We start from the raw sequence: 20,642 nt of genomic DNA, 5'->3' as shown, positions 1-20,642 counted from the left end.
CGCGCGGCTCAGCCGGCGGCGCCCACCGACCGGTACACCTCCAGCGTCCGCCGGGCCACGGTGTCCCAGGAGAAGTGCTCCACCGCCCGGCGCCGGCCGGCCCGGCCGAACTCGGCAGCCCGCTCCGGGTCGGCCAGCACCTCGTTGATCCGGGCCGCCAGGTCGGCGACGAAGGCCGCCGGGTTCAGCGGGCGGCCGGAGCCGTCGGTGGCCTGCTCGATCGGCACCAGCAGCCCGGTCTCGCCGTCCGCGACCACCTCCGGGATGCCGCCGGTGGCGGTGGCCACCACGGCCGTCTCGCAGGCCATCGCCTCCAGGTTGACGATGCCCATCGGCTCGTAGACGGACGGGCAGACGAAGACGGTGGCGTGCGTGAGTACCTGGATCACCTCGTGCTTGGGCAGCATCTCGGCCACCCAGACCACCCCCGAGCGGGTGGCCCGCAGCTCGTGCACCAGGTTCTCCACCTCGACGGCGATCTCCGGAGTGTCCGGCGCGCCGGCGAGCAGCACCAGCTGGGTGTCGGCCGGCAGGTCCCGGGCCGCCCGCAGCAGGTACGGCAGCCCCTTCTGCCGGGTGACCCGGCCGACGTACACCACGCTCGGCCGGGCCGGGTCGATGCCGAGCCGGTCCACCACGTCGGTGCCCCGGTCCGGCGCGTACTGCCCGGTGTCGATGCCGTTGTGCACCACCCGGACCCGCTCCGGGTCCACCTGCGGGTACGCGGCCAGCACGTCGCGGCGCATCCCGGCGCTGACCGCGATCACCGCGTCGGCGGCCTCCACCGCGGTCCGCTCGCACCAGGAGGAGAGCGCGTAGCCGCCGCCGAGCTGCTCGGCCTTCCACGGCCGCAGCGGCTCCAGGCTGTGCGCGGTGACCACGTGCGGCACCCCGTACAGCAGCTTCGCGGTGTGCCCGGCCAGGTTGGCGTACCAGGTGTGGCTGTGCACCACGTCGGTGCCGGCGCAGCCGGCCGCCATCTCCAGGTCCACCCCCATGGTGCGCAGCGCGGCGTTCGCGCCGGTCAGGGCGAACGGCTCGGCGTACGCGGTGACGCCCGGCTCGGTGCGCGGCGCGCCGAAGCAGTGCACCCGCACCTCGGCCAGCCGGCGCAGCTCCCGGGCCAGGTACTCGACGTGCACCCCGGCGCCGCCGTACACCTCCGGCGGGTACTCCCGGGTGAGCAGGTCGACGCGCAGCTGAGGGGAGTCGGTCACCCCCCGCACCCTAGTGCAGAAGTGTGCCCGTACGAGTGGTGAAGTCCGACGCGGATGGATAGCGTCGGAGCATGGCTGACAAGGTGCTCGCGATCGTCCTGGCCGGCGGGGAGGGCAAGCGCCTGATGCCGCTCACCACGGACCGGGCGAAGCCGGCCGTCCCCTTCGGCGGGATGTACCGCATGGTCGACTTCGTCCTCTCCAACCTGGCCAACGCCGGCTACCTCAAGATCGTGGTGCTGACCCAGTACAAGTCGCACTCGCTCGACCGGCACATCACCAAGACCTGGCGGATGTCCACCCTGCTGGGCAACTACGTGACCCCGGTGCCGGCGCAGCAGCGCCGCGGCCCCTGGTGGTTCGCCGGCTCGGCCGACGCGATCTACCAGAGCTTCAACCTGATCCACGACGAGCAGCCCGACTACGTGATCGTCTTCGGCGCCGACCACATCTACCGGATGGACCCGCGGCAGATGGTGGAGGACCACATCGCCTCCGGCGCCGCGGTCACCGTGGCCGGCATCCGGCAGCCGCTGTCGATGGCCGACCAGTTCGGCGTGATCGAGGTCGGCGAGGACGGCCGGCGGATCCGGGCGTTCCGCGAGAAGCCCACCGACGCGGTCGGCCTGCCCGACGCCCCCGACGAGATCTACGCCTCGATGGGCAACTACGTCTTCACCACCAAGGCGCTCTGCGACGTCGTCGAGCGCGACGCGGAGGACAAGTCCAGCAAGCACGACATGGGCGGCAGCATCATCCCGATGCTGGTCGAGCGGGGCGAGGCGAACGTCTACGACTTCCGCGACAACGAGGTGCCGGGCAGCACCGACCGGGACCGCGGCTACTGGCGTGACGTGGGAACGCTCGACTCGTTCTACGACGCCCACATGGATCTGATCAACGTGCACCCGGTGTTCAACCTCTACAACTTCGAGTGGCCGATCTACACCGAGCAGCCGCCGTACCCGCCGGCCAAGTTCGTGCACCAGTGGGGCGAGCGGGTCGGCCGGGCGGTCGCCTCGATGGTCTCGCCCGGCGCGGTGATCTCCGGCTCGCTGGTGGAGAACTCGGTCGTCTCGCCCAAGGTCAAGGTGCACTCCTGGGCGCACGTCGACGGTTCGGTGCTGATGGAGGGCGTCGAGATCGGCCGGCACGCGGTGGTCCGCCGGGCCATCCTCGACAAGAACGTGGTCGTGCCGGAGGGCGCCGAGATCGGCGTCGACCTGGAGAAGGACCGGCAGCGCTACACCGTGTCGGACAACGGCGTCGTGGTGATCGGCAAGGGGCAGCGGGTGGAGCTGTGAGGCACCGCCACGTGTGACCCCGCCCGCCCGAGGGAAAGAGTCGACGTCCGTCCCCGTCTGAGGAGGTTGCCGCAGTGGCCCATCCCCGTGCCGGCCAGCCCGCCGAGCCCGCCGACCTGGTCGACGTGCCGAGGCTGGTGACCGCCTACTACGCCGAGCACCCGGATCCGCACGACCCGGCGCAGCAGGTCTCCTTCGGCACCTCCGGCCACCGTGGGTCGAGCCTGCGCAGCGCGTTCAACGAAGACCACATCCTCGCCGTCACCCAGGCGCTCTGCGACCACCGCCGGGAGCGCGGCCCGGACGGCCCGCTTTTCCTCGCCCGGGACACCCACGCCCTCTCCGCCCCGGCGGCGGTGACCGCGCTGGAGGTGCTCGCCGCCAACGGGGTCACCGTGCTGGTGGACAGCCGGGACGGCTACACCCCCACCCCGGCGCTGTCGCACGCCGTGCTGACCCACAACCGGGGCCGCACCACCGGGCTCGCCGACGGCATCGTGATCACCCCGTCGCACAACCCGCCCGACGACGGCGGCTTCAAGTACAACCCCACCCACGGCGGCCCGGCCGACAGCGACGTCACGAAGTGGATCCAGGACCGGGCCAACGCGATCCTCGCCGGCGGGCTGAAGGAGGTCAAGCGCGTCCCGTACGCCCGGGCCCGCGTCGCCGACACCACCGGGACGTACGACTTCCTCGCCGGCTACGTGGACGACCTGCCGGCGGCCATCGACATCGACGCGATCCGCGCCGCCGGCGTGCGGATCGGCGCCGACCCGCTCGGCGGGGCGAGCGTGGCCTACTGGGGTGAGATCGCCGAGCGGCACCGGCTGGACCTGACAGTGGTCAACCCGACCGTCGACCCCACCTGGCGGTTCATGACCCTGGACGGCGACGGCAAGATCCGGATGGACTGCTCCTCGCCGAACGCGATGGCCTCGCTGATCGCCGCCCGCGCCGACTACCAGGTCTCCACCGGCAACGACGCCGACGCCGACCGGCACGGCATCGTCACCCCCGACGCCGGGCTGATGAACCCCAACCACTACCTGGCGGTCGCGATCGCGCACCTGTTCCGCACCCGCACCGAGTGGGGGCCGGCCGCCGCGGTCGGCAAGACCCTGGTCTCCTCGTCGATGATCGACCGGGTCGCCGCCGACCTGGGCCGCCCGCTGCTGGAGGTGCCGGTCGGCTTCAAGTGGTTCGTGCCCGGCCTGCTCGACGGCGCGGTCGGCTTCGGCGGCGAGGAGAGCGCCGGCGCGTCGTTCCTGCGCCGCGACGGGAGCACCTGGACCACCGACAAGGACGGCATCCTGCTCTGCCTGCTCGCTGCCGAGATCATCGCGACCACCGGGCGCACCCCCAGCCAGCACTGGACCGAGCTGGCCGAGCGCTTCGGCGCGCCCTCGTACGCCCGGATCGACGCCCCGGCGAGCCGGGAGGAGAAGGCGGTGCTCGGCAAGCTCTCCCCGGAGCAGGTGACCGCGACCGAGCTGGCCGGCGAGCCGATCACCGCGACGCTCACCACCGCGCCGGGCAACGGCGCGCCGATCGGCGGGCTCAAGGTGACCACCGAGTCGGGCTGGTTCGCCGCCCGGCCCTCCGGCACCGAGGACGTCTACAAGATCTACGCCGAGTCGTTCCAGGGCCCCGAGCACCTCACCCGCATCCAGCAGGAGGCCAAGGACCTGGTCTCAGAGGTGCTCAAGCAGGCCTGATCCGCCCTCGACCCGGTTCAGCGCGGCGGGGGCAGCTCGCGGCGGTTGAGCTGCTGGCGCAGGTTCTCGGGGAGCAGCTCGCGCAGCTGGTCGGGGAGCAGCGGAAGATCCAGCAGGCTCAGCTTGAGCTGGTTGCGCTCCTGGTAGCGGCGCGGGTCCAGGCGGACCACCAGGCCCGCGTCGCGCCGGTAGCGCACCTGCACCGACCCCTCGGTCGCGGCGTCCCGGATGATCACACCGTCCATCTCGACGGCGACCGGCCCGGAGCCGGGCCGCAGGTCCAGCCGGATGGTCTCCTCCGGGGAGAGCACCACCGAGCGGGAGATGCCGGCCATCGGGGCGGAGGGGGTCACCACCACCGCGTCGGTGGCGGGCGAGATCAGCGGTCCGCCGGCGGCGTAGCTGTACGCGGTCGACCCGGTCGGGGTGCTCACCACCAGCGCGTCGCAGCGGTAGTAGCCGTACTGCTGGCCGTCGACGGAGAGAGTGGCGTTGACGAAGCCGGCGCCGGGCTGGCGGACCAGCGCGACGTCGTTGAACGCGACCACGTCGTCGCCGCAGACGTCGCAGGCCAGGCAGCTGTGCCGCTCGACGGTGAAGTCCTTGTTCGCGAGCCGTTCCAGCGCTCGTGGCAGGTCCGGCGGCTCCACCTCCACCAGGAAGCCGAGCTTGCCGACGTGCACGCCGAGCACGGGCTTCGGGTCGCGTACCGCGGAGCGCAGCGCGCCGAGCATCGTGCCGTCCCCGCCGATGGCGACCAGGGCGGTCGACGCGGCCGCCACCTCGTCGACCGGTAGCGGCTCGACCGTGGCCGGCACCCGGTGCTTGTCCTCGGCGCGTACCGCCAGGCCCATCCGGTGCCGGGCCGCCCAGTCGGCGATGGTCCCGACCACCTCGGAGACGTCCCGGTTGGGGTGCAGCACCAGCCCGAGCCGGATCCGTTTCATGGTCCAAGCTCACCATATTCCTGGCCGGCCCGACGATGTAAGCGGCAGGTGGGTTGCGGCGGATGCCCTCCGAGCGGCCGATCTCAGTGTCCTCGCGGCCGAAAGCAACGCGGTGCGAGCGTGCCGGGCGAAGCGTGCGGAGGTTGACCCCGGTTCCGCTGTTCATGAAATGACTGTGAACGTGAGCCTACATATGGAGATCCTCCGCCGATCGGTTGAGGTTTACCGTCCGGGCACGGGCAAGGGGTGCGCAACGTTCTCGTGCTCGTGACCGATCCGGCGGTGCGTCGTTTATCCGATCGTTACCGGACGGGAAGGACCCTTCATGCACGCCTGCGCTCCTTCGCGCCCCGCAACGGCCGTCCGTTCCGATGACGCCGCCGCGGCCACTGCCGGCGTGCGTGTGAGGCCGCGTGACCTCGCCCTCGTCCTGCCGTTCGTCGGTATGCCCGTGGCGATCCTCCTGGACGGTTCCGCAGTCGTGGCGGATGGGCTGGCGCCGCTGCTCGGCTCGGCCGCGGCTGGCGAGCACCTGCTCCTCAACCTGGACATCTGCGCGGTGGTCCTGGTGTCGATGGGCGTCTGGGTCGCCAGGGGATTCCGGGCGCCGCACGGGTTGTGGCCTTTCGTCCTGCTGCTGCTGTCATTTTCGCCGGCGTTGCTGCTGACATCGTTCGGTCCGTATTCGGCGAGCAAAGTAATGCAGATGATGACGATGATGCCACTCCTCATCTTTGGGTCACTTCTCGTCTTCGACCGTCCGGCGCGACGCATGGCGGTCTTGTGGGTGCTGGCATTTTTCGGTTCATTGGTGGCGGTGTTGGCCATCGCCTTCCCTGATCCTCTGTTCGAGACCAGGGATGCGGTGGTGCTCCGGGGAAGCGCGACGATTACAACGGCGCGCGCCATCGGTTACGCGGTAGTGGCGCTGCTGTGTCTGGGCGTCCTGGTCCGTCGAATTCGGATGGCGGCACTCGTGACCGCTGCCGTGCTCGCCGTGCCGTTGGTGCTGACCGGGTCCCGAGGACCGGTCGTGGCGTTGGCCGCCGCCGCCATCGCCTTGGCGGCGCTCCGCAGCCGGGGCAGTCGACTGCGTACGGCACTCCCGGTGGCCGGGCTGGGTGCCGTGCTGGCGATCGCCCTCACCTCGTCCTTCCTCCCGGAGGCGGTCGCCTCCCGGTTCGAGGTGCTCTTCGGCGGTCCGCTCGACCAGTCGTCCGAGGCCCGGGTCCTGTTGTCGCACCTCGCACTGGACGCCGTATGGGCGCATCCGCTCGGTCTGGGCTGGGGTGACTTCGCCTCGGTCGTACCGGCTGGCCTTCTGGCGGTCGTTCCGGGCCGGGAACACGTCGTGTACCCGCACAACCTTCCATTGGAGGTGGCGGTCGAGGGCGGCTTGGCGGCGGTGGCCGGACTTCTGCTGCTGACGTTCGCCCTGATCAGGGCAGTCAGGGCGAACGCCGCGGATCCGTCCGTGGCTGCCGCTACCTGTCTGTTGGTGTTCGCGTTCGTGAACTCTCTGTTCAGCTCTGACATCAATGGCAACCACCTGGTATGGGTGCTGTGTGCCGCTGTCCTCGCTGCCCGACCGGAGCCAACGACGCGGCCCCGACACGCGGTGTCATCGCAGGCGCCGACCCTCGTCACAGCGTCCCGATGAGACAAGCCGCACGACGGCTGCGGAAGGTCTCCCGCCAGCGAGTTCGCGCCTTCGCGAGCCTGGTCCTCGCCCAGATGGTGAACCTCGGCGTCATCCTGGTGATCACTCGGATCTACGCACCGGCTGCGTTCGGACGTTACGCCGCCCTCGCGGCGGTCGCCGCAGTCCTTGGTGGAGCGAGTTCCCTCCGGCTGGATGTTGCGGCGACAACCGCTGATGCCGCTGACGCCGCTGTCCTCCTGCGTACCGCCCGCCGCCTCAACATCACTGTCGGCTGCCTGGTCATGGTGGCCGCGCTCTCCTGGCAGGGCCTGACAGCCGCCCTCGGCGTCGCTGCGGTGTTCGAGGCGGTTGTCCTCGGTGCCGCCACCGCGGCCATCGGCCTGTCCACGACGCTCGTCTACGCGCGCGTTCGAGACCGCAGATACGGTCTGGTCGCCGCCTCCAAACTGCTGACTGCCGTGGTGCAGGGGGCCGGCCAGATCGGGCTGGGGTTGTTCGGCCGGACGGCGGCCGTCCTGTTGATCGCGACCGCGCTCGGGTATGCCGCAGCCGCATTGTTGCTGGCCCGGCCGGCCCCCCACGGGGCCGGCGCGACGCGGTGTGGCGTTCGCGAGGTGCTGAACCGCCACCGTGGGTTCATGGTCGCCTCAGCCCCCGCCGGCCTGATCAACGGGCTCACCATGAACGTGCCGCTGTTCATCGCCGCCGTGGCCGTGGGCAGCGCGCAGGCTGCCGATCTCGCACTCGCACTCCGGGTGGGTGCGCTTCCGTCTGCGCTGTTCGGGCAGGCACTCATGCCGATCTTGTACGGAGAGATCGCACACCAACTGCGGTCGGCGCAGGAGCAGGCCCTGGCCAGTTACGATCGCGCGCTGACTGGACTGTCGATCTGTGGTGCCGCGGTACTGACGGCCCTCTCGCTTGGCATGTATACCGCGGCGCCGCAGGTGCTGGGGCCACAGTGGGTTCACGTCGGCCCGATGTTGTTGCTCCTCACTCCCTTTCTGGTCGGCCAGTTCGCCGTGGTACCACTCAGCCAGACGCTGTCCGGAGCCGGGTTCAACGAACGCCAACTGATCTGGGACGTGTGCCGGCTCGGCATGGCGGTGGCGGCCTTCCTGCCGCTGGTGGCCGGTTGGTCAGACCTGGGAGTGGCGGTGGCGCTCTACTCGGCGGCGATGGTCGGTGCCTACCTCGCCCATGTTGTGCTCTCGCGGCAGGCGTTGAAGGGGATTCGCCGAGCGGCGGTCGCGGTACCGAGCATCGCCGACCGAAGCGACCGACTCATGCTGCGTACCGGTGATGCGTGAGGCGGGTGGAAATGCCGACCACACACCTCGCGTCGCGGAAGAGGAGGCCGGGGCCCGCTGTCAGCGGCGGCTGCCGGCGGACGAGCGCTCGCCATTGGTCGGTGCGGTTGCTGCGCCCGCCAAACCCCAACCAGACGGAGAGACATGGACACCCTGAACGATGAGATCCGGACCGATCGGTGGCGCCTTCGCGCGCCCGCGGCCGCCCGGTTGGGCCGCACCGTTTGCATCCCGACGGTTCATCCGACCGGCGATCAACGTGTGCTGCGCTGCGCTCAGTCAGCGCTCGACGCCGGCTACGACATCGACCTCATCTGGCTCGGTGGTGGCTCGGCGCACGGCCATCCGCACCCCAGAGTGCGGGAGACCCGGTTGCCTGAGGTGCGCTCGATCCGCCATCGGCTCGAACTCGTGCCCACGGTGGTGCGGCTGGCCGAGTCCCGAGCGGCTGACGCCTGGCACATTCATGACTTCTACCTGCTCCGGGCGGCCTGTGCCTGGTCGCGTCGTACGGGCCGGCCAGTTCTCTACGACGTCCATGAGTACTATCCGGAGTACTACTCTCACCGCCTTCCCGGCCCGCCCTGGATGCGGGGGCAGGCCCGGCGCCTGATCGCCGGTCTCGAACGGCATTACGCATCCAAGGTGGCCGGAGTCAACGCGGTGAGCGACCGCATCGCATCGCGCCTCGCCGCGACCGGCGTTCCCGCCGTGGCTACCCCCAACTTCCCGTCCGAGGAGGCACTGGGCGACCAGCACCGACCACTGGTGGCCGCACTGTTGAAGCGGGTGGTCCATACCGGGAGCCTCACGCCGGAGTTCGGCTCCGACGTACTCCTGTCAGTGGCCCACGAACTTGCCCGACAGGCACCTGAGGTGGAGCTGGTGGTGGTGCGGCGGTTCCCGTCCGAATCGGCGCGAGCGGCGTTTTCCGAACTGCTGCAGCGACGCGGCACCCCGCCGAATCTCACTCTGGTGGATCCATTGCCCGCCCACGAGCTGTCCCGACTCCTCGCGAGCTGCGGGATCGGCATCTCCTTCCTGCAAGACGTGGGCCAGGCGTCGTTGTGCGTGAGCACGAAGCTCTACGAGTACGTGACCGTCGGTCTGGCCATCGTCGCGTCCGACCTGACCGGGGCGAGGGAATTCATCGAGGCCTCCGCCGCCGGCGTCCTCGTTGACCCGCGGCGGCCCTCGGCCTACGTCCAAGCGATTCTCCGGACACTCGACGACGCCGACCGCACGTGCGCGGCGGTCAACGCGGCGGCCGCGGCCGCCCGGGAGCGCATGTCGTGGGAGAAGGCGTGCGCCCCCGCTCTTCAAGCTTTGATGCGTCAGGTTGTCGGCTGAGCGGAGGGAGTCGTACGAACTTTCGAGCCGTCTGCGTCGTTTGGCGTTTCCTGTCCGTATCTGGCTCGTTGCCCGGTTTGTGGCCGAACCACGTGGCCAGGGGGAGAGAGCCTGGACGATCGGCCCGCGACGAACGGAGCCGCAGTGACGTTGACGACGAACGGGCGCCGGGTACTGATCACCGGTGGTACCGGATCATTCGGTCAGACCATGGTGCGCCGGCTCCTCGACCGAGGGGTCGAGGAGGTCCGGGTGCTCAGCCGGGACGAGGCCAAACAGGACGCGATGCGCCGACTGCTCGGGGACAACCGGGTCCGGTACCACGTCGGCGACGTGCGGGACTACGACTCGGTGCTGCGGGCCAGCCGTGGCATCGACTACGTCTTCCACGCGGCGGCCCTGAAGCAGGTGCCGTCCTGCGAGTTCTTCCCGCTGGAGGCGGTCCGCACCAACGTGGTGGGCAGCGCCAACGTCGTCGAGGCGGCGCAGCGCAACGGAGTCGGCTCGGTGGTCGTGCTGAGCACGGACAAGGCCGTCTACCCGGTGAACGCGATGGGCATGACCAAGGCCCTCATGGAGAAGGTGGCGCAGGCGCACGCGCGGAACAACCCGAACAGCGGCACCACCGTCTCCTGCGTCCGGTACGGCAACGTCATGTACTCGCGTGGCTCGGTCATCCCGCTCTTCATCGAGCAGATCAAGGCCGGCCGCGCGCCCACCGTGACGGACCCGGGCATGACCCGGTTCCTGATGTCCCTCGAGGAATCGGTGGAGTTGGTCGAGCACGCCTTCCAGCACGCCCGGGCCGGCGACATCTTCATTCGCAAGGCCGCCGCCTGCACCATCGGCGACCTGGCCGAGGCCGTCTGCCAGCTGTTCGACGTACCGGCCAAGCTCGACGTCATCGGCGTACGCCACGGCGAGAAGCAGGACGAGACGCTGGCCAGTCGGGAGGAGCTCGCCCAGGCCGACGACTTCGGCGACTTCCTCCGGGTGCCGCTCGACGCCCGGGACCTGAACTACGCGCTCTACGTCTCCGAGGGCGAACTCGCGGCGGGGCCGGTCGAGGACTTCAACTCGGCCAACGCGCCGCGGCTGGACGTACCCGCGATTGTCGAGCTGCTGAAGACGTTGCCGGAGGTCCGTGCGGAACTGGCCCTACGGGATCCGGTGCTGGCGTGCTGAGGCTCGCGATCACCGGTGCCGGCGGCTTCCTCGGATGGCATGTGCGGGTGCTGCTGCGCGCACTCGGCTGGCCCGAGCCCGCCGTCGTCACCCGGGCCGACCTGACCGACCCGAACCAGGTGGCCGCGAAGGTCGCCGGGGTCGACCGGGTGCTGCATCTGGCCGGGGTGAGCCGGGGGGAGCCCGCCGAGGTGGCGGGTGGCAACGTCGACCTCGCCGTTCAGCTCGCCGAAGGGCTGCGGCGCTGTCCGACCCCGCCCGGCGCCCTGGTCTTCGCCAACTCCGTGCAGGTCGGCAACGGCACCCCGTACGGCGACGCCAAGGCCGCCGCCGCCGGCGTGCTCGCCGATGTCGGGCTGCCCTTCGACGACCTGATGTTGCCGAACCTCTACGGGGAGCACGGCCGGCCGCACTACAACTCAGCGGTGGCCACCTTCTGTCGGCTGCTGGCCGACGGGGGGCGACCCGAGGTGCACGGCGACCGGGAGCTTGCCCTCGTGCACGTCACCGATGCGGCGGCCCGGCTGGCCGGGATACCGGCCGGCGGGTCCTGGGACCCCGCCATGCCGGCGCTGCGGAGCGGCGTCCGAGCCCTCGCGGACCGGCTCACCGAGATCGCCGCCGTCTACCGCACCGGCGAGATTCCGTCCCTGCTGGATCGGCACGACGTGCGACTGTTCAACACCTACCGGTCCCACTGCTTCCCGGCGCACTACCCGCTGGCGCTGCCGCGCCGGGCGGACGCCCGGGGTGAGCTCGTCGAGACCGTCAAGGCACACGGGGGCGCCGGCCAGACCTTCTGCTCGACCACCCGGCCGGGAGTCACCCGCGGTGAGCATTTCCACCTGGCCAAGGTGGAACGCTTCGTGGTGCTGCGCGGTTCGGCCGAGATCAGCCTGCGCCGGGTCGGCGACACCGAGGTGCTCCGGTTCCCAGTCACCGGCACCGAGCCGGTGTTGATCGACATGCCCACCATGTGGGTGCACAAGCTGGTCAACACCGGCCCGGACGAGCTGGTCACCATGTTCTGGACGAACGAGCTGTTCGACCCGGCCCGACCGGACACCTGGCCGGAGCCGGTGGAGGCGGTCCGCCCGTCGCCCGTGGCGGTCGCCGCGTGAAGGTCGGTCTGGTCAGTCAGTGGTATCCGCCCGAGGGCGTGTTCATCCCGGGCAATCTCGCCAGCCAGCTCGCCGAACGGGGCCACGAGGTGCGGGTGCTCACCACGTTCCCGAGCTACCCGCACGGCCGGGTCTTTCCCGGTTGGCGGCAGCGGTGGCGGCACCGCGAGATCGACGGCCGGGTGGCGATCCGCCGAGTGCCCGCGTACCCGAGCCACGACACCTCGGCCGCCCGGCGCGCGCTGAGCCATCTCTCCTTCGGGGCCAGCAGTGCGTTGGCCGGTTTCGGCTGGTTGGGCGGCGTCGACGTGACCTACGTCTACCACCCGCCCCCGACCGCCATCGCCGCCGCGGCACTGGTCCGGGCGGCCCGGCGAACCCCCATCGTGCTGCACGTGCAGGACATGTGGCCCGAGTCGGTGCTGCAGTCGGGGATGGCGCCGACCGGCCGGGGCGGCCGCGCCCTGGAGCGCGGCCTCACCACGTTGATGCGGACCACGTACCGGCTGGCGGGCGCCATCGTGGTGATCTCGCCGGCGATGGCCGACCTGGTGGTGGAGCGGGGGGCCGATCCGGCCCGGGTGCGGGTGGTGTGGAACTGGACCGACGACGCGCTGTTCCGCCCGGTGCCGGCCACCGACGGGGCCCGCGCCGTGCTCGGCCATCGGGGCCGCTGCACCGTGATGTTCGCCGGCAACCTGGGACTGTTGCAGGGGATCGAGACGGCGATCCGGGCCGCGGCCGCCGTCGGTGACCGGATGGACCTGGTGCTGGTGGGTTCGGGCGCCGACGAGGATGCCGCGCGGCGGCTCGCCACCGACCTTGGCGCCGACAACGTACGGTTCGTCGGCCGCCGTCCGCCGGAGCAGATGGCCGAGTTGTACGCCGCCGCGGACTGGCAGTTGGTCTGCCTGCGCGACCTGCCGGCCCTGCGCGGCACCATCCCGTCGAAGCTGCAGGCCGCGCTGGCCTGCGGCGTGCCGGTGATCGTGGCGGTGGGTGGCGATGCCGCCGCACTGGTCCGCACCACCGGTGTCGGCCTGGTGTGTCCGCCCGGGGACTGGCGCGCGTTGGCCGAACGGTTCACCGAGGCGGCGGCCCGGCCGGCGGCGGCCCGGGCCGAGTTGGGTAGCCGGGCCCGTCAGGTCTACCGGGACCGGATGTCACTCCGGGTGGGCGTCGACCAGTTCGAGGACATTCTGGCCAAGGTGGCCGCAGAGAGAGGACGGTCATGACCCGGATCATGACGGTGGTCGGTACCCGACCCGAGATCATCAGGCTCTCCCGGGTGATCGCCCGGTTGGACGACACCGTCGACCACGTGCTCGTGCACACCGGCCAGAACTGGGTCAGCAACCTTTCCGACGTCTTCTTCACCGAACTGCGGCTGCGCGAGCCGGACCGCTTTCTCCGGGTCGACACGTCCTCCCTCGGCCGGGTGCTCGGCGGCGTGCTGGTCGGCGTGGAGACGGCCATCGCCGAGCTGCGACCGGACGCGCTGCTGGTGCTCGGGGACACCAACAGCTGTATCGCCGCGCTGATGGCCCGGCGGATGCGGGTGCCGGTGTACCACATGGAGGCCGGCAATCGCTGCTTCGACCTGAACGTGCCGGAGGAGACCAACCGCCGGCTGGTCGACCACGTCGCCGACTTCAACCTGGTCTACACCGAGCACGCCCGGCGTAACCTGCTGGCCGAAGGGCTGCACCCCCGCCGGATCCTGCACACCGGATCGCCGATGCGGGAGGTGCTGGAGCATTACCGGGCCGACATCGCCGCCTCCACGATCCTGCGTCAGCTGGAACTCACGTCCGGCCGTTACTTCCTGGTCAGCGCGCACCGGGAGGAGAACGTCGATCGCCCGGACCGGCTCGCGAGGCTGCTGGAGTGCCTGCGTGCGGTCCGCGACCGCTGGGGCTACCCGGTGCTGGTCTCCACCCATCCGCGCACTCGCAAGCGGCTGGAGGCGCTGGCGCCGGACGTCACCGCACTCGACGGGATCGCGTTCCACGAGCCGTTCGGCCTGCTCGACTACGTGCACCTGCAGAGCAGGGCGTACTGCACGCTGTCGGACAGCGGGACCATCAGCGAGGAGTCGGCCATCCTCGGGTTCCCGGCGGTCACGCTACGCGAGTCGATCGAACGCCCGGAGGCGCTGGACGCCGGGGGCATCATCATGACCGGTCTCGACCGGCAGGGGGTGGTGGAGGCGGTCGAGGTCACCGTCGAACAGGTGGCCGCCGCCGGCGTACCGTGCCCGGCCGACTACCGGGTGCCGGACACCTCACGCCGGGTCGTCGACTTCATCCTCTCCACCGTCCGGCGCCATCACGACTGGGCCGGCATCCGCCGCTGACCGCTGGTCTCGTGAGCCGGTGACCGACATTCCGGTCACCGGCCCGCATCGTCTCCTCAGGTCCGTCGCACCCGTTGGGCTCGTCAGCACCAGCCACGTGACCGTGCCGCCCGCCAGCTGTCCGAGCCGACCCCGCACCCCGGCCATCCGTGGGCGGCCGGCGCGATCCACCGCGATGCGAACCCGTGACGCCACGCGCCCCCGGGTCGGCCGGGAAGGTAGCCACAGCGCGACCCCGCCGCCCGCTGAGCCGCGGGCGGCGGGTCGACCTGTGGTCAGCGGGAGAGCGGCACCTGCACCGAACCGTCGCGGAGCCCCGACGGTTGGGCGCAGAGCAGCGCGAGCTGCGCGATGACCTTCTCCGGTTCGTCGTACGGGTCGAGCCCGCTGACCTCGAGCGGGTCCAGCGCCGGGACGGCCACGTGTGAGATCAGCGGGTGCATCGGTCGGGCGTCGGTCTCGCCGGTGCCCAGCAGGTCCTCGTGCAGCTTCTCGCCGGGCCGCAGCCCGGTGTAGACGATCGGCACCGAGCTCTGCGCCTGCTCGGCCAGCTGCCGGGCCAGGTCGGCGATGCGCACCGGTTCGCCCATGTCGAGCACCAGCGCCTCGCCGTCCCGGCCGATCTCCGCGGCCTGCAGCACCAGGTGCACCGCTTCCTGCACCGTCATCAGGTAGCGGGTCACCTCGGGATGGGTGACGGTCAGCGGGCGACCCGCCTCGATCTGCCGCTGGAACGCGGTGACCACCGAGCCCCGGCTGCTCAGCACGTTGCCGAACCGGACGCTGAGGAAGGTGCCCGGGAACCGGGAGGCGGCGTGCGCGGTCAGCAGCTCGGTGATCCGCTTCGAGTAGCCGAGCACGCTGATCGGGTCGGCCGCCTTGTCGGTGGAGATGTTCACGAACTTGGCCACGTCGCGGCAGGCGTCCAGCACCGACAGGGTGCCCCAGACGTTCGTCTTCACCGCCTCGCCGGGGTGCCGTTGCAGCAGCGTGAGGTGCTTCAGCGCGGCCGCGTGGAAGATGACGTCCGGCCGGCGTTCCTGGATGATCCGGCGGATGCCCTCGTCGTCCCGCAGGTCGGCGAGGATCAGCTCGGGGCCGTCCAGCAGGGCCCGCCCGGCCAGCGACATCTGCAGGCTGTGCAGGGCCGACTCGTCCCGGTCGAGCATCATCAGCTCACCCGGGTCGGCCTTCATCAGCTGGCGGCACAGCTCGGAACCGATCGAGCCGCCGGCGCCGGTGACCAGCACCCGACGTCCGGCGATGCTGTTGCTGGTCAGGGGCAGGTCGGCGACGACCTGCCGGCGGCCGAGCAGGTCGCTGATCCGCACGTCGCGTACGTCGGTGACGGTGATCCGGTGGTCGACCAGGTCGCGGACCGGGGGCAGCACCTTGAACGCGGCGCCGGTCTGCAGGGTGGCCTCCCGGATCTGCCGGATCAGCGCGGCGTCGGCGTTGGCGACCGAGAAGATGACGGTGCTGGCCCCGGTACGGCGGACGGCCGCGCCGACGTCGTGCCGGCCGCCGAGCACCCGGACCCCGCCGATGCGCAGGTCGCGCTTGTCCGGGTCGTCGTCGAGCGCGCCGACCGGCAGGTACCGGCCGCGCGGGTCGCTCAGCATTGCCCGCAGCAGGCCCTGCCCGGCGTCACCCATTCCGAACAGCAGGACGAGCGTGGAGGAGCGGACGTCCGGCCGCATCGCCAGATCCCGGCGGTGCCGGTAGGCGAACCGGGCGGCGAGCATGAAGAGCAGGGCGAGCGCGCCGCCGACGAGCGGTGTGCTCGCCGGTACCGGCCGGTCGACCGACGGCAGCAGGCCCAGCAGCACGATGCCCGCCGTGGTGAGCGTGGTACCCGCCACGCCCTGCACCTCCTGCAGGCTGCCGAGGGGATGCCGGCCCGAGTAGAGCCGGCGCAGCCCGGCCACCGCGACGTGCACGACGGCGGCGACGGCGCCCACCCCGGCGGCGCGGGCGAGCATGCCAGGGGGTAGCTGGAACTCGTACCGGGTCCAGACGGCCGCGAGGAAGCCGCCGATCCACGCCGTGGTGTCGGTGGCGAGGAAGCCGGTGGCCCGGCGGCGTGCCCTGGTCCGCGCTGTCAGTTCCGTACGGGTGCTCTGTGTGTCCCGCGGCATGTGTGCTCCTGTCCGGTCTCCGACCACTCCCACCACGCACCGGTGGGAGGAGGTTTGTACTCGTCTAAGTAGTTACACACCGTGGATCGCCTTTTGGGCGGTTTGAGGATTGCCGTCCGAATGTAGGGGCCGGCCGCGTCGCGTGGACGGTTCCGCTCACCGGGCGGGTACGCCCTTGACCACCACGCCCTCCGGCACGTCCCGGACCACGCAGGCGCCCGCGCCGACCGTGCTGTCCCGGCCGACGCGCAGCCCCTGCAACACGGCGGCGGTGGTGCCGATCAGCACCCCTTCGGCCAGCTGGCAGTCACCCGAGACGGCGGCGAGCGGGTTCACCGAGACGTAGTCGGCGAGCACGCTGTCGTGGCCGACGGTGGCGTTCTGGTTCAGGTGCACGTGCCGGCCGATGGTCACGTTGGTGGTGACCCGGGCGCCGGCGAACGCGACGAACCCCGGCCCGTGCTCGATGTCCGGGCCGATCGTGGCCGCCGGGTGGACCAGGCTGGCCGCCGGAGTGGCGTACCGGTCGAGGCGTTGCCCGACCGCGCGCCGGACCCGGGGATCCCCGATGCCGATGACGTGGTGGGTGTCCGTCGGCGCGTCGCGCAGCCAGTCGAGCCCGCCCAGGTGCGGCACGTCCAGCCGCTGCACCCGCTTGAGGTTCTCCTCGGCGGGCCGGTCGTCGAGGAAGCCGAGCAGTTGCCAGCGCGGCCGGTCGGCGGCGGCGTTGACGGCCCGGGCGATGGTCAGCACCTCCCGGCCGTGGCCGCCGCAGCCGACCACCACCAGTGGGATCGTCACGCCGTCGCCGTTCCGGTCCGCAGGGACAGGAACTCGTCGATCGCGCCGAGCACGTACCCGATCTGCGGCTCGGTGAGTGCGCTGCCGCTGGGCAGGGTGAGCCCTTCGGCGAAGAGCGCGTCGGCCGCCCCGGTGAGCAGGCTCTCGGCCCCGGCGTAGGCCGGCTGCCGGTGCATCGGCTTCCACACCGGCCGCGTCTCGATCTCCCGCCCGGCCAGGTGGGTCGCGAGGTCCGCGGTCCGCCAGCCGGCCCGCTCGGGGTCCACCCGGATGCAGGTGAGCCAGCAGTTCGCCTCGGCGTCCTCCGCGCCGATCAGCTCGACCCCGGGTACCGGTGCGAAGAGCTTGGCGTACCGGTCGCGTAGTTGCCGGCGGCGGGCGATCATGCCGTCCAGCCGGGCCAACTGGGCCCGACCCAACGCGGCCAGCAGGTTGCTCAGCCGGTAGTTGTAGCCGGTCTCGCGGTGCTCGTAGTGCGGCAGCGGCTCGCGCGCCTGGGTGGCCAGGTGCCGGGCCCGGGCCAGCAGCGCCAGGTCGTCGGAGACCAGCATGCCGCCCCCGGAGGTGGTGATGATCTTGTTGCCGTTGAAGGAGAGGGCGCCGATCCGGCCGAACGTGCCGGCCGGCCGCCCGCCGTGCCGGGCGCCGAGTGCCTCGGCCGCGTCCTCCACCACCGGTACGCCGTTCTCCGCGCAGAGCGGCAGCAGGGCCGTGTAGTCGGCGCAGCTGCCGAACATGTCCACCGGCACCACGGCGCCGACCCGCTCGCCGCGGCCGGCCAGCCGGCGCAGCAGTTCGGCCAGCAGCGGGACGTCGACGTTGCCGGTGTGCGGGTCGCAGTCGACGAAGACGGGCCGGGCGCCGGTGTACCGAACCGCGTTGGCGGTGGCCACGAAGGTCAGGGTCGGCACGACGACCACGTCGGCGGGCCCGACCCCGACGCCCAGCAGGGCCAGGTGCAGGGCGGCGGTGCCGGAGCTCACCGCGACCGCACCACGGGCGCCCACCCGCTCGGCCACGTCGCGCTCGAACGCGTCGAGGTCGGGGCCGACCGGCGCGACCCACCCCGAGCGCAGGGCGGCGAGCAGGTACGACTCCTCCAGGGGCCCGACGTCGGGCGGTGACAGGTAGATGGTCGGGCTCATCAGGGCGCCTCCGGGGCAGGTGGTCATGCCGGGGTGCGATCGAGGGACGCCGACCGGTTCGGCGTGCCCAGGAACTCGGGGGCGGTCGGGGAGCCGGCCGCGGCGATGCCCTCGCGGCGCAGCACCGTGCGGACGGTCGCCACGAGGATCGACAGGTCCAGCCGGAGGCAGCGGTTGTCGACGTACTCCACGTCGAGGTCGAACTTCTCCTCCCAGCTCAGGCCGTTGCGGCCGCGTACCTGGGCCAGTCCGGTGACCCCGGGCCGCACCTCGTGCCGACGGGCCTGGGTGGGGGAGTAGCGGGGCAGGTACTCCGGCAGCAGCGGGCGTGGCCCGACCAGGCTCATGTCGCCGCGCAGCACGTTCCAGAGCGTGGGCAGCTCGTCCAGGCTGGTGGCCCGCAGCCAGCGGCCCAGCGAGGTGAGCCGGTCGCCGTCGGTGACCAGCCCGCGGCTCGGGTCGGGCGCCCGCATGGTGCGGAACTTGACCACGTCGAAGAGCCGGCCGTGCAGCCCGGCGCGGCGCTGGCGGAACAGCACCGGACGGCCGAGGCCCAGCGCGACCAGGACCGCCACCAGCGCCAGCACCGGCGTCGCGAGCAGGAGCAGCACGGCGGCCACGGTCACGTCGATGATCCGCTTGCCCCGCTCGGGCCGGACCGGCCGCCGCGGTGGACGTTCGGGCGCAATCACGAGACCAGGCACCGTTCCGACCTCCGGCAACAGTCATTGGGTAACAAAGAGGTTGTAACAGGTAGGTAGCTCGCAGCGGTGCCGAATCACGACACTCGGGCGGTAACCAGTCGGATCAACCCCAGAACTCCCGCCGAGGAAACGGCCCTGACCAGGTAGATCCCGCGGGGCCCTCGGGTTGGCGGGCGGGCGGTAGATTGCTCGGCGGCCGATCGGGCGAGGGGGAGTGCCGTGCTGCACCTGCGGGTCATCGTGCCGCCGGACCAGTCACCGGCCGTGACGGATCTGCTGGCCGCCGATCCCGGGGTGACCCACCTGGTGGTGCTCAGCGACGCCGCCCGCCAGCCGCGGGGCGACCTCATCCTCTGCGATGTGGTCCGGGAGAGTGCCGACAGCGTGCTGCACGGCCTGCGGCAGCTCGGCGTGGAGGCCCGCGGCGGCATCGCCGCCGACGACGTGGAGCTGACCATCTCGACGGCCGCCGACCGGGCCGCCCGTACCGCCCCCGGCAGCGGCGCCGACGCGGTGGTCTGGGACGAGATCGCCGCGAAGACCGGCGAGCAGACCGAACTCTCCGCGACCTACCTGGTGCTGCTCATCGTGGCCACGATGATCGCCGGCATCGGTGTGCTGCTGGACCAGCCGATCCTCGTCGTCGGCGCGATGGTGGTGGGCCCGGAGTTCGGCCCGCTGGCCGCGCTCTGCGTGGCGTTGCTGCGGCGCCGGGGGCGGGTTCCGCCGGTCGGTGCAGGCGTTGGTGGTCGGCTTCCTGGCCGCCATGGTGGCCACCGTGCTGAGCACCTGGGCGCTGGATCTGGCCGGCCTGGTCACCCGCGACATGCTGCTGGCCGAGCGGCCGCTGACCGACTTCATCTGGCGGCCCGACGCGCTCTCCTGGGTGGTCGGTCTGCTCGCCGGGGTGGCCGGCATGCTCTCGCTCACCTCGAAGAAGTCCGGCAGCCTGGTCGGCGTGCTGATCTCGGTCACCACGGTCCCGGCCGCCGCGAACGTCGCGGTGGCCGCCGCGTACCGGGTCTGGCACGAGGCGGCCGGCTCGGCGCTACAGCTGTTGATCAACCTGTGCGCGATCGTGCTCGCCGGGCTGCTCACCCTCGCCGTACAGCAGCTGGGCTGGTGGCGGCTGGCCCGACGCGAGGCCGGGCGGCCCGCGCGGCGAGGGCGCTGAATCCGGTCACGGGCGGTCGAGCCGGCGGCGGAGGCCGGGCGGCCCGCGCGGCGCGGGCGGGCGCTGAGTCAGGTCACGGCCAGCCGTCGCCAGCGTCGAGCCGGCGGGCGAGCAGCGTGCGGAGCGGGACGGACTCGCCGTCCCGGCCGCCCTCCCCGACGATCAGCGGCGGCGGGCTGGGCCGCGGCTCGGCGCCGAGCAGCCGCGCCCACAGACCGCCCGGCACGGTCAGCAGGTGGAACCGCCCGTCGACGTCGACCGCCCGGGTCCGGGCCCGGTCGATGTACCAGCCGGTGAGCCGGGTCCGGTAGCGGCCGCGCCCGGCGTAGTCGCGGGCGACCAGCCGGGTGGTGGCGAGCCCGCGCCGGGTCGCCTCGGCCACGAATTCGGCCACCAGCTCGGCGGCCTCGGCCCGCTCGGCCGCCCGGCGCCGATCGTCGGCCGCCGCGTGCGCCCGCACCGCGCGGCGCTGCCGCTCCCGCCAGTCCAGGCCGTCCACCTCACCCACG

General features: G+C 71.8%; 18 protein-coding genes. 10 read left to right on the top strand and 8 right to left on the bottom strand.

What is annotated here, in order from left to right:
• Window positions 1-8 precede the first annotated feature (8 nt).
• Entirely contained in the window at window positions 9-1,217 is a 1,209-nt protein-coding gene (gene glgA / locus DLJ47_RS24855) for a glycogen synthase (protein WP_233258007.1), read from the bottom strand.
• 71 nt (window positions 1,218-1,288) lie between these two features.
• On the opposite strand from glgA, the gene glgC reads away from it, so the two are divergent.
• Entirely contained in the window at window positions 1,289-2,521 is a 1,233-nt protein-coding gene (gene glgC, locus DLJ47_RS24850) for a glucose-1-phosphate adenylyltransferase (RefSeq protein WP_109903294.1), read from the top strand.
• 74 nt (window positions 2,522-2,595) lie between these two features.
• A complete protein-coding gene (pgm, locus tag DLJ47_RS24845) occupies window positions 2,596-4,239 on the top strand; it encodes a phosphoglucomutase (alpha-D-glucose-1,6-bisphosphate-dependent) (RefSeq protein ID WP_109903292.1) in 1,644 nt (547 codons plus the stop codon).
• Window positions 4,240-4,256: 17 nt separating this feature from the next.
• On the opposite strand, the gene DLJ47_RS24840 is transcribed toward pgm, so the two are convergent.
• Window positions 4,257-5,186, bottom strand: coding sequence for an NAD(+)/NADH kinase (locus DLJ47_RS24840; protein WP_109903290.1), 930 nt, complete (start codon window positions 5,184-5,186; stop codon window positions 4,257-4,259).
• A gap of 325 nt (window positions 5,187-5,511) precedes the next feature.
• Between DLJ47_RS24840 and DLJ47_RS24835 the strand changes: the two genes are divergently transcribed.
• From DLJ47_RS24835 to wecB, 7 genes are all read left to right on the top strand, one after another.
• Entirely contained in the window at window positions 5,512-6,846 is a 1,335-nt protein-coding gene (locus DLJ47_RS24835) for an O-antigen ligase family protein (RefSeq protein ID WP_109903288.1), read from the top strand.
• Complete coding sequence (locus DLJ47_RS24830; RefSeq protein ID WP_109903286.1) at window positions 6,843-8,159, top strand: lipopolysaccharide biosynthesis protein; 1,317 nt, start codon at window positions 6,843-6,845, stop codon at window positions 8,157-8,159. The genes DLJ47_RS24835 and DLJ47_RS24830 overlap by 4 nt, the downstream gene beginning before the upstream one ends.
• Before the next feature lie 144 nt (window positions 8,160-8,303).
• Entirely contained in the window at window positions 8,304-9,509 is a 1,206-nt protein-coding gene (locus tag DLJ47_RS24825; protein WP_109903284.1) for a glycosyltransferase, read from the top strand.
• A 144-nt stretch (window positions 9,510-9,653) separates the two neighbouring features.
• On the top strand, window positions 9,654-10,694 hold the full coding sequence (locus DLJ47_RS24820; RefSeq protein ID WP_109903282.1) for an SDR family NAD(P)-dependent oxidoreductase: 1,041 nt from the start codon (window positions 9,654-9,656) through the stop codon (window positions 10,692-10,694).
• Complete coding sequence (locus DLJ47_RS24815; protein ID WP_109903280.1) at window positions 10,688-11,815, top strand: polysaccharide biosynthesis C-terminal domain-containing protein; 1,128 nt, start codon at window positions 10,688-10,690, stop codon at window positions 11,813-11,815. Before DLJ47_RS24820 ends, DLJ47_RS24815 begins: the two co-directional genes overlap by 7 nt.
• Window positions 11,812-13,050: a glycosyltransferase family 4 protein gene (locus DLJ47_RS24810; RefSeq protein ID WP_109903278.1), complete on the top strand. Its 1,239-nt coding sequence runs from the start codon at window positions 11,812-11,814 to the stop codon at window positions 13,048-13,050. Before DLJ47_RS24815 ends, DLJ47_RS24810 begins: the two co-directional genes overlap by 4 nt.
• The gene (gene wecB / locus DLJ47_RS24805; RefSeq protein ID WP_109903276.1) at window positions 13,047-14,171 is read left to right on the top strand and encodes a non-hydrolyzing UDP-N-acetylglucosamine 2-epimerase; all 1,125 of its coding nucleotides are present in this window, start codon (window positions 13,047-13,049) and stop codon (window positions 14,169-14,171) included. The genes DLJ47_RS24810 and wecB overlap by 4 nt, the downstream gene beginning before the upstream one ends.
• A gap of 275 nt (window positions 14,172-14,446) precedes the next feature.
• Here the strand turns inward: wecB and DLJ47_RS24800 are convergent, their stop codons facing one another.
• The 5 genes from DLJ47_RS24800 to DLJ47_RS37115 form a co-directional block, all read right to left on the bottom strand.
• Entirely contained in the window at window positions 14,447-16,309 is a 1,863-nt protein-coding gene (locus DLJ47_RS24800) for a nucleoside-diphosphate sugar epimerase/dehydratase (protein ID WP_109903274.1), read from the bottom strand.
• A gap of 156 nt (window positions 16,310-16,465) precedes the next feature.
• The gene (locus tag DLJ47_RS24795; RefSeq protein WP_109903272.1) at window positions 16,466-17,110 is read right to left on the bottom strand and encodes an acetyltransferase; all 645 of its coding nucleotides are present in this window, start codon (window positions 17,108-17,110) and stop codon (window positions 16,466-16,468) included.
• Window positions 17,107-18,255, bottom strand: a complete 1,149-nt coding sequence (locus DLJ47_RS24790) for a DegT/DnrJ/EryC1/StrS family aminotransferase (RefSeq protein WP_109903310.1) — start codon at window positions 18,253-18,255, stop codon at window positions 17,107-17,109. The genes DLJ47_RS24795 and DLJ47_RS24790 overlap by 4 nt, the downstream gene beginning before the upstream one ends.
• Window positions 18,256-18,278: 23 nt before the next feature.
• Window positions 18,279-18,959 (bottom strand): sugar transferase, encoded by a 681-nt coding sequence (locus DLJ47_RS24785; protein ID WP_274703363.1) that lies wholly within the window; start codon window positions 18,957-18,959, stop codon window positions 18,279-18,281.
• A gap of 255 nt (window positions 18,960-19,214) precedes the next feature.
• The gene (locus DLJ47_RS37115; RefSeq protein ID WP_233258005.1) at window positions 19,215-19,727 is read right to left on the bottom strand and encodes a hypothetical protein; all 513 of its coding nucleotides are present in this window, start codon (window positions 19,725-19,727) and stop codon (window positions 19,215-19,217) included.
• Between DLJ47_RS37115 and DLJ47_RS37110 the strand changes: the two genes are divergently transcribed.
• Window positions 19,705-20,133, top strand: coding sequence for a DUF389 domain-containing protein (locus tag DLJ47_RS37110; protein WP_233258004.1), 429 nt, complete (start codon window positions 19,705-19,707; stop codon window positions 20,131-20,133). The two genes, DLJ47_RS37115 and DLJ47_RS37110, sit on opposite strands and share 23 nt — an antisense overlap.
• 73 nt (window positions 20,134-20,206) lie before the next feature.
• Here DLJ47_RS37110 and DLJ47_RS24775 read toward each other — a convergent pair whose 3' ends face one another.
• Complete coding sequence (locus DLJ47_RS24775; protein WP_109903270.1) at window positions 20,207-20,641, bottom strand: hypothetical protein; 435 nt, start codon at window positions 20,639-20,641, stop codon at window positions 20,207-20,209.
• Window position 20,642 lies beyond the last annotated feature (1 nt).

Source organism: Micromonospora sp. S4605 (genome assembly GCF_003176715.1).
Taxonomy (GTDB): domain Bacteria; phylum Actinomycetota; class Actinomycetes; order Mycobacteriales; family Micromonosporaceae; genus Micromonospora; species Micromonospora echinaurantiaca.
The sequence above is the reverse complement of the archived record's forward strand: the minus strand, read 5'-3'. Positions and strand labels throughout refer to the sequence as shown.

What these genes read in the sequence shown, in the direction of transcription:
- glgC (WP_109903294.1), top strand. Translation starts at nt 1,289, where the DNA reads ATGGCTGACAAGGTGCTCGCGATCGTCCTGGCCGGCGGGGAGGGCAAG.
- DLJ47_RS24840 (WP_109903290.1), bottom strand. Translation starts at nt 5,186, where the DNA reads ATGAAACGGATCCGGCTCGGGCTGGTGCTGCACCCCAACCGGGACGTC.
- DLJ47_RS24835 (WP_109903288.1), top strand. Translation starts at nt 5,512, where the DNA reads ATGCACGCCTGCGCTCCTTCGCGCCCCGCAACGGCCGTCCGTTCCGAT.
- DLJ47_RS24830 (WP_109903286.1), top strand. Translation starts at nt 6,843, where the DNA reads ATGAGACAAGCCGCACGACGGCTGCGGAAGGTCTCCCGCCAGCGAGTT.
- DLJ47_RS24825 (WP_109903284.1), top strand. Translation starts at nt 8,304, where the DNA reads ATGGACACCCTGAACGATGAGATCCGGACCGATCGGTGGCGCCTTCGC.
- wecB (WP_109903276.1), top strand. Translation starts at nt 13,047, where the DNA reads ATGACCCGGATCATGACGGTGGTCGGTACCCGACCCGAGATCATCAGG.
- DLJ47_RS24800 (WP_109903274.1), bottom strand. Translation starts at nt 16,309, where the DNA reads ATGCCGCGGGACACACAGAGCACCCGTACGGAACTGACAGCGCGGACC.
- DLJ47_RS24790 (WP_109903310.1), bottom strand. Translation starts at nt 18,255, where the DNA reads ATGAGCCCGACCATCTACCTGTCACCGCCCGACGTCGGGCCCCTGGAG.
- DLJ47_RS37115 (WP_233258005.1), bottom strand. Translation starts at nt 19,727, where the DNA reads ATGGCGGCCAGGAAGCCGACCACCAACGCCTGCACCGACCGGCGGAAC.